Source organism: Gammaproteobacteria bacterium (assembly GCA_022450155.1).
Classification (GTDB): Bacteria; Pseudomonadota; Gammaproteobacteria; order Arenicellales; family UBA868; genus REDSEA-S09-B13.
Genome location: JAKUQR010000053.1, coordinates 1 through 5,368 on the forward strand (window position 1 = coordinate 1; position 5,368 = coordinate 5,368).

Genomic DNA, 5,368 nt, shown 5'->3' on the forward strand with positions numbered 1-5,368 from the left:
CGGATAGCTTTTTCGTCAGTTTACCTGCGGAGCTGCGCCGACTCGCCTTTGCAACTTCCTACTTCGTTCGGCTTACCCCTCCTTGCGTTCCGGGAGAGCATGAGCCGGACCTTCTTTACGGGCTGGACTAGACTTACGACGCGGCGTGGAGTCCGGGTGAGATACCGCCTTATGGTCGCAGCATTGGTGCTTTGGTCGGCTGGCCCGGACTGGAACAAAAATTTACCAGACCAGTGGACCTTACAAGACTTCGGAACACCGCCATTTTTACAGATCCCGCCCCAAACTTACCCACAACTACTAACCCTAGAGGTCACGCCGTCGAGGCATTGGGGTGGCTGACCAAGAATCGGGATGACAACGAATTAAGCGCGTACCTGGAATGGCTTGGGCATCGGGTGCGGGTCATTTTGCAAGACAACTGGGCGGCAGTTGAAGTCCTGGCGGATAAGTTGTTAGAGGTTGGCACAATCTTGCGACGGGAATGTATCGCCTTAATACGTTCCGCTCTGGATGACCGAAGTAAGGAAATCTTCGTCGTGAGGTATTTCGCCCTGCCTAGTTGATTGGCCCGCGTTGGCGCAAGAAACGGCTGTGAGTCTGTCCCCCACGTCGTCCCCCAAACTTCGGCAACACCGAACTAAGCCTGGAACTTTGGACGGTGATTTCTGAGATATCAGGGTTCGTTGGCTAAAATATATCTGCTAAGTCAGTGATGTCCGTTGGCGGGCCATACTGGTTCGCGATTTCCGCGGGGATAATGAATTCCTGGTAGGCTTTGCCTTCTTCAACGACTTCTGGCGGCCCATCTTGAGCGTTAGACCTAGTCACCAAGGAACTGCGCCCCCATAACCCCGTACGGACAGTCTTATCCACTTTCTGGGCGACTTCATCAGGGATTTCTAGCAAGAGCTGTCTGCCTTCATCGCCATCCAACGGGGCGTCGGCAAACCACACGGCTTTGATTTCTGGAATCTGGTCGTAGAACCCGAGATTTGTCCCAGTCGAGTCGGCTCTATCTTTGAAGCCATCTCTCAAAATCAACGTTGCGGCGTCCGCGCTGGTTCGGTGGGGTAAATCTATACCCTGCACCAGGAGTCCATACCCACGACCACCCTCATGTTTTTCTGCCCTTAAAAGTGTCCCATTATCGCTGAACGCCTACACTACCAGCTCATCAACGTCGGTTCAACTAATCCTGACTAGCCTAAGAGGTGTGATGGTATATACGTGCTGATCGAGGGTACTAAGATCAAGACGATCAATGCGAAAATGGACAGAAAGAAGAACGGTAATATACCCGCAAAGATACCTTCCAAGGTGATGTCTCTACCCTCCGGCATTTGAACCGCCACGGACCGGACGGTATAAACGTTTAATCCCAACGGAGGTGTAATCAATCCGATCTCTATAGCCATTATGACTAGCATCGCGAAGTATATCGGGTCTATCCCAAGACCAACGATGATTGGATGAACTATAGGTAGCGTGATCGACATCATTGAAATTGAATCTTGAAACATGCCCAAAAAGACATACATGAGCAGGAAAAGCACAACTATGAGCATCGGAGAAACATCTAACGCATAGACCATGTCCACGAATTCCCCAGGCAAGCCGGTCAACACTAAGAAACGGGCAAAAATCATAGCTCCGATGAGGATGAAGAAAATTAATGCAGTGGTTTGAGATGCTTCGCGTAACGCAGAGGCAAACGCGCTTTTACCCAAGCGACGCATCCCTAACGCCAAGACCAACGCACCAAAGGCTCCAGCCGCTCCGGCCTCAGTGGGAGTAAAGATTCCAGTGTACATGCCACCGATAATTCCGAGGACGATTATGACAATTCCTGAAACACCAACCGTAGCCTTGAGTTTTTCTGTGATCGAAAAGGCGGTTTCTGATCTTGGGGCACGAGTCGGGAAGCGGATCCCATAGGCAACGATACCTGAAGAGAAGATTAAGGTTAAAAGAATGCCTGGCCCGATACCTGCCATGAGCAATTTACCGATGCTTTGCTCAGTTAGTATTCCATATATGATCATCAATGCACTGGGAGGGATAAGCATCCCGAGCATGCCCGCAGCTGCAATAGTGCCACAGGCGAAGTTAGGATCATAAGAGCGTTTAGACATCTCGGGCAGACTGATTCTTGTAAACACTGCGCAAGAAACGACACTCGATCCTGTGCACGCCGCAAACACAGCATTCGCCCAGGTAGTCGCAAGAGCCATGCCTCCGGGAAGTCGTCCGACCCATTTGTATGCAGCATCAAACGCCCCAGCGCTCAGGCCTGCGTGCATGGCTATTAATCCCATGATTATGAACAGTGGCAATATAGCGAAGGCGTAAACGTTGGTAGTGGAATAAGGCGTGGTAGTCAGAAGCGCCAGAGCAAAATCCACTTTGTGGGTCATTGCGTACATTCCGACGATACCCGTCGTACCCAACGCGACCCCAACGTGTATCCCCAGGCCCATCATAAATAAAACGGCCACGAATCCTATTATTCCCCAGATAACTGGGTCCATGTTGCTCCTCCACTGAAACTACCTAAAGGCCTTAATCAGCCTAACTTCGAAGCCCATCCCGCCATTTAGTTGAAGAACCAACTGCAATGTATCGGATAGGCTGCTCTAAAACCATTGATTGGAATGCTACGTAATTTCGAGGAATACCCACATATGGGAATCATTGGTTCCCGCTCTTCGGATTCTTCACTATCTGGAGTAATTCCAAATATCTGTGTACAAAGTCAGAAGCGAATTGAAGAGACAGCAGTAGCGCTCCTAAAGGTACCGCGAATTGGGACGGCCATCTGGGTATGTTGACCAGACCGGCCACATAATCACCGACCTGAAATGATGTGTAGGACCACTTCATTCCTTGGTAGAAGATGGCTACATACAGGATGATCCCTAAGGTGAGAGTAAGGAGATCCAAACCCGCTCTGATTCTAGGTGGTAGGCGCAGAGTGAAGAATTCAACCCGGATATGAGCTTTCATTCGTTGGGTATAACCGATTCCCAAGAAAACGATAAATACCATCAAGAACGAACCAACTTCATACGTCATTGGTACCGGTTTACTGAACACATAACGACCGATGATATCTGCCGTCACCAGAATCATCAGAATCAATACTAACGTTGCTGATATTAACGCTGCACCACTGATGACACTTCCGAGCCCATTATCAGCTATGACCAACCATTTCGGCCTAGGATTGGGGTTCTCGCGTTCGGAATTATCCATGTCTTTGGGCCTCTTAATCGCAACAAAATAAATACGAGGGCACCCCATGGAGTAGCCCTCGTATCTAATGCAACACTTATAGGGTTTTGATACGGCCGATTAACACAAAATCAGTCTCGATAGTCCGCAGCCCATTTGCGAGGGAACTCATGCCCGGCCTCTTCGAGTAGATTAAGATATCCCACCATAACCTTCTCTCCCGCGAGGCCTTTCCCTTCCATCTCCTCAATCCAATCACCTGGAATATCGCTCAAGGCTTGCGCCCATTTTTCTTTTTCTGCGAAGGGCATCTCATGGAAGGTTACGCCAGCTTCCGCGAAGCCAGCCTTCGCTTCTTCTGTACGTTCCTTAATGAGGGCTATACTTCGATCCGCGGCCTCGTCTGCCACATCCAACATCAACTGCTGGAGGTCTCGGGGCAAACTGTTCCAGATATCTTTATTGACGCCTAGCCCCACCGGTGCCGCCCCGCCCATATCCACCCACGTCGCATGCTTGGCGAACTCCTGGTATTTATAAGCATACGAAATGTCCCATGGCAGGAATTCGGCTTCGATAACGCCAGACTGTAGTGCCTGGTATCTCTCGGCAACTGGCATGTGGATTGCAGTGGCACCAGCGGCATTAAGGATCTTGGGGTGGTATGCACCGATGGACGCAATTTTGAGACCGTCGAAGTCTTCGAAATTAACGATTGGTTTCGTTGAGGTTAGATTATAGGTACCTATAACACCCGGTAACAAGTATTTTTGGTTGTACCTTTCTGTCTCCGCCCGGAGTGCGGGAACCGTATCGTATAGGGTACGGATTGCCTTCAAAATCACAGCAGGATCACCCGACCCAAAAGGAACTGCGTAACTAAAGTTCCCTAAGGGCAATTTGCCGGCGTAATACGGGTACGTGACTATGCCTACGTCTACTATGCCGACCTCTACGGCCTCGAGTGTCTCACCTCCCTTGGCGAGTGCTCCAGCCCAATAAAAATCGGTAAACTCGATACGTCCGTTGCTCCTTTCGGCAACTTGGTCAGCCCACCATTTCTGTGTTTCGCTGATCAAAAACGGCGGCGGCGCCAAGGGCGATGAGAATTTCAACTTGAAGACTTCCGCTGGTGCGGCAGCAGGCGTGTCGTTCTTTCCCGTTTCTTCCGCCTGAGACTCAGTATCTCCTGAACATCCTATTATTAACGACAGCGCTACGATTGAGAACAACCAGAACAAAACTGTTTTCTTAGTACTGCTCATCAAGTTTCCCCCATTACTTTTGACTTTGGTTAGAATTAGGCATAAACAATGCAAGCGGTGTATGTATACCATAATTTCATCTGTCCGACACTATTAGACGATATATAGCCAACCATACCGCAAATAATGGTAAATAACTAAAAATGAATCCGAAAGTCCTTTTAGATGATTAAGCCCTGAAAATTGGTCACGCCCTCTTTGAAACTCGATGGTATTGGATGAAACGGAATTATGGAATTAACCAGGATTCGGGACAATAAAGCAATTAAATCAAGAATTGCTATCTGCCTAGCGTGCGGCCATACATGACTAAATCAGCAACCTGCATCCGCATAACAGCCACCGATCGGCAGGAATGGGGCATATCGGGGCTAAAGCTTTCTCCAAACATGCAATTAATCAAACGGCTGGTGGGTTAAGCCCATTTCAGGCATTGTCGTCCCAAAGCTCGATACGACGCTGTCGCGCGAGCCTTGCCAGGTGGTAGTTGCTCCACTGGGTTGGTCCTTTCTTGAGGGGCACCGTCTGGGATTGCGGTGGCCCTTTTCTATTGTCAGTGTCACCGAGATGCGACATCCGGTCGGACTGTCACCGGAGGCCTCAAACAGGCTCTAATAGATACAGGCGTGCCAAGTTTGTGCCCTTGCCCCACCCTCTGGTGAAGGATAGAATTCGGCGGCACGGGCAGCGAGAGCATGTTTGCTGCCCTTTGAATATGAGAGGAAATCAATATGGCACGGGATGATAAGCGAAGCCAGTTGCGGGATCAGTTGATTAAAAGCGTCAGGGATTTGACCGTAGAGAAGTTGGGCCCCCGGTCCGCCCTATACGACCAAGAGGCTACCCACCCCAAAGAAAACTGGCAGGAC

At 49.8% G+C, this 5,368-nt stretch carries 4 protein-coding genes; all 4 read right to left on the reverse strand.

The genetic code is table 11. From position 1 onward, the window contains the following. Positions 1-690: 690 nt before the first annotated feature. Positions 691-1,092 (reverse strand): hypothetical protein, encoded by a 402-nt coding sequence (locus MK323_14925; protein ID MCH2483438.1) that lies wholly within the window; start codon positions 1,090-1,092, stop codon positions 691-693. 110 nt (positions 1,093-1,202) lie between these two features. After that, positions 1,203-2,531: a TRAP transporter large permease gene (locus MK323_14930; GenBank protein MCH2483439.1), complete on the reverse strand. Its 1,329-nt coding sequence runs from the start codon at positions 2,529-2,531 to the stop codon at positions 1,203-1,205. A 160-nt stretch (positions 2,532-2,691) separates the two neighbouring features. Beyond that, positions 2,692-3,255 carry a TRAP transporter small permease gene (locus MK323_14935; GenBank protein ID MCH2483440.1) on the reverse strand — a complete coding sequence of 188 codons (564 nt, stop codon included), beginning with the start codon at positions 3,253-3,255 and terminating at the stop codon, positions 2,692-2,694. 110 nt (positions 3,256-3,365) lie between these two features. Further along, positions 3,366-4,499 carry a C4-dicarboxylate TRAP transporter substrate-binding protein gene (locus MK323_14940; GenBank protein MCH2483441.1) on the reverse strand — a complete coding sequence of 378 codons (1,134 nt, stop codon included), beginning with the start codon at positions 4,497-4,499 and terminating at the stop codon, positions 3,366-3,368. Positions 4,500-5,368: the final 869 nt, after the last annotated feature.